3 protein-coding genes are annotated in these 3,074 nt (G+C 71.6%); all 3 read right to left on the bottom strand.

The window, feature by feature from the left end; genetic code table 11:
- Positions 1-445: 445 nt before the first annotated feature.
- Positions 446-1,204: an amino acid ABC transporter ATP-binding protein gene (locus ACIQOV_RS34865; RefSeq protein WP_359914658.1), complete on the bottom strand. Its 759-nt coding sequence runs from the start codon at positions 1,202-1,204 to the stop codon at positions 446-448.
- Positions 1,201-2,022: an amino acid ABC transporter permease gene (locus ACIQOV_RS34860; protein ID WP_401054860.1), complete on the bottom strand. Its 822-nt coding sequence runs from the start codon at positions 2,020-2,022 to the stop codon at positions 1,201-1,203. The genes ACIQOV_RS34865 and ACIQOV_RS34860 overlap by 4 nt, the downstream gene beginning before the upstream one ends.
- 125 nt (positions 2,023-2,147) lie before the next feature.
- On the bottom strand, positions 2,148-2,999 hold the full coding sequence (locus tag ACIQOV_RS34855) for an ABC transporter substrate-binding protein (RefSeq protein ID WP_401054859.1): 852 nt from the start codon (positions 2,997-2,999) through the stop codon (positions 2,148-2,150).
- Between the last annotated feature and the right edge of the window lie 75 nt (positions 3,000-3,074).

Below are 3,074 nucleotides of genomic sequence, written 5' to 3'. Positions count from 1 at the left end.
GGGGCGCAGGGGGAGTGGCGCAGCCGGACCAGGCAGGACGTGCCGGCGCCGGTGGCGAGGAGGGCGAGGAGCCAGTTGACCAGGGTGGGTCCGTGCAACGGCGGCCTCCCGGGGCGGTGGGCGCCGGGGGCGGCGAACAGGGGACAGCGAACAGCGGTCGGCGGACAGATGACAGCGAACAGATGATGAAATCTGTCGGCTGTCATCTGTCATCCGTGAGCTGTCATCTGTTCGCCGCCCCCGTGCGCGGCGACGGACGTCCGGTCCACGATCACCGCACCCGGCCGGGCACGGCCAGGGCGCGTACAGGGGCGCACAGTGGTGCCCGTCGTTGCGAAAGCCCTGGCCGCGCATCCGTCGCGTACTCGTCGCGCACCCGTCGCACGCCTGGTCGCACTCCCCGGCCGAGCGGACCGCTCACCCGGCCGCCATCAGGCCGGGGCGCTCAGCCCTGGAGCCGACCCGAGGCGACCACCCGGCTGAGGAACTGCCGCGTCCGCTCCTCCTGCGGATCGCCGAACACCTGCTCCGGCGGCCCCTGTTCGAGCACCACCCCGCCGTCCAGGAAGCAGACCTGGTCGGCGACCTCACGGGCGAAGCCCATCTCGTGGGTGGAGAGGACCATCGTCATCCCCTGTTCCTTGAGGTCCCGCACCACCGACAGCACCTCGCCGACCAGCACCGGGTCGAGCGCCGCGGTGATCTCGTCGAGGAGCAGCAGCCGCGGCCCGGTGGCCAGCGCGCGCACGATGGCGACCCGCTGCTGCTGCCCGCCGGAGAGCCGGTCCGGGTACTCCTCGGCCTTGGCCGCCAGCCCGAGCCGGTCGAGCAGTTCCAGCGCCCGGGCCCGTGCCTCGGCCCGGGCGACGCGGTGCACCCGGCGCGGGGCGAGCGTGATGTTCTCCAGCACCGTCAGATGCGGGAACAGGTTGTACGACTGGAACACCACGCCGATCCGGCGCCGCACGGCGTCCTCGTCCGCGCGCGGATCGGTGATCTCCTCGCCGTCCAGGAAGATCGCCCCGTCGTCGATCCCCTCCAGCAGGTTGACGCAGCGCATCAGCGTGGACTTGCCGGAGCCGGAGGCCCCGATCAGCGCCGTCACCGAGTGCTCGGCCACGGCGAGGTCCACGTCGCGCAGCACCACCTGGCCGCCGAAGGTCTTGCGCACCGACTCCAACCGGAGCACGTCGCTCGACGTCACACCGCACCTCCCTGGAGCTGGCGGCGGTTCATCCGGGTGGTCAGCCAGTCGGCGAACCGGGTCAGCGGAATGGTCAGCACGATGAACACCAGCCCCGCCACCAGGTACGGCGTGAAGTTGAAAGAGCGAGCCGCGATGATCTTCGCCGCGTACACCGCGTCGATCGCGCCGCCGATCGAGACCAGCCCGGTGTCCTTCTGGAGGCTCACCAGGTTGTTGAGCAGCGGCGGTACGACCCGGCGGACGGCCTGCGGCAGCACCACGTACCGCATCGTCTGCGCGTTGGTCAGCCCCAGCGACCGCGCCGCGGCCCGCTGGCTCGGGTGCACCGACTCGATGCCGGAGCGGAACACCTCCGACACGTACGCCGAGTAGGTCAGCACCAGGGCGGCCCCGCCCAGCAGCAGCGGATCGGTGGTCACCCCGGTCAGCCGCAGCGCCGGCACTCCGGTGATCATCACCAGCAGGCAGATGATCATCGGCAGCCCGAGGAAGAAGTCCACGTACGCCGTGGCCAACAGCCGTACCGGCAGGAAGACCGGACCGCGCAGCGTCCGCAGCACCGCCAGCAGCAGCCCGAACAGCAGGATCAGCGCCCCGCAGCCGAGCATCAGCTCCAGGTTCAGCCGCAGTCCCTTCAGTACCTCGGGCAGCGCCTGACGGGCGTAGTCGAGGTTGAAGAAGGTCCGCCGAGTCACCTCCCACCCGGGGGAGTTGACGATCAGGAGGTAGAGCACGACGGCCGTGGCCAGGGTCGAGCCGGTGGCGATCAGCGCCGAGCGGCGGGCCCGGGACCGCCGGTACGCCTCGTGCGCCAGCCGCCGCTCGGACGGGCGGTAGTCGTCCTCCGTCGCCGGCGCCTTGGTGAGCTCCGCCGGACCGGCGGCGCCCGGCGCCTCCCCGCCCGGCGCCTCCCCGCCCGGCCCGGGGCTCAGGTCAGCGCTCACTTCAGCACCGGTGCCGAGACGGCGTCGGACAGCCACTGCTTCTCCAGCTTCGCCAGCGTGCCGTCGGCGCGCAGAGCGTCCACGGCCTGGGAGACGCAGCCGGTCAGCTTGGAGCCCTTGTCCAGCACCAGACCGAACTGCTCGGCCTGCGCGGCGGCCTCGAACTGGCCGACCACCTGGGCCTCCGGGACCTCGGCGCCGGTGATGTAGAAGGCGGTCGGCAGGTCCACCACCAGGGCGTCGATCTGGCCGTTCTTCAGCGCTGCCTTGGCCAGGTCGTTGGAGTCGAAGACGGCTGGCTGGGTGCTCGGCTTGATGGTGTTGGTGATGGTGTCCAGGCTCGTGGTGCCGACCTGCGCGCCGAGCTTGGCGCCCTTGAGGTCGGCGATGCTCCTGGCGCCCGCCGCCTTGGAGTTCTTCAGCGCGATGACGGTCTGGCGCACGTCGTAGTAGCCGGAGGAGAAGTCCACGGCCTGCTTGCGCTCGTCGCTGACGGACACCTGGTTGATGTCGAAGTCGAAGTCCTTGGCGCCGGGGGAGGTCGCCTTGTTGAACGGCGCGACCACCCAGCCGACCTTCTCCTTCGGGTAGCCGAGCTTCTCGGCGACCGCGTAGGCCACGGCGGACTCGAAGCCCTTGCCGTTCTCCGGCTTGTCGTCGGAGAACCACGGGTCGTACGCGGGCTTGTCGGTGCCGACGGTCAGCGTTCCGGCGGTGCGCGTGGCCAGCGCACCCGGCGCGCAGCCCGCCGCCGTCCCGGCCGCGCCCGAGGCGGCGTCGGACTTCGAGTCCTGCGGCGCGCAGGCGGTCAGCACGGCCGCGGCGGCGACCAGCGCGGCGATGGGCAGTACGGAGGAGGGCTTGCGGCCCTCGGCCGTCCCGTACGGCAGCGAGACCCGCACGTTCCCCTCGGTGAGCACGCC

Origin of the sequence: Kitasatospora sp. NPDC091257, from assembly GCF_044757675.1 — a bacterium.
Lineage (GTDB): Bacteria > Actinomycetota > Actinomycetes > Streptomycetales > Streptomycetaceae > Kitasatospora > Kitasatospora lactacystinica.
This window is presented reverse-complemented; position numbering and strand designations above follow the sequence as displayed.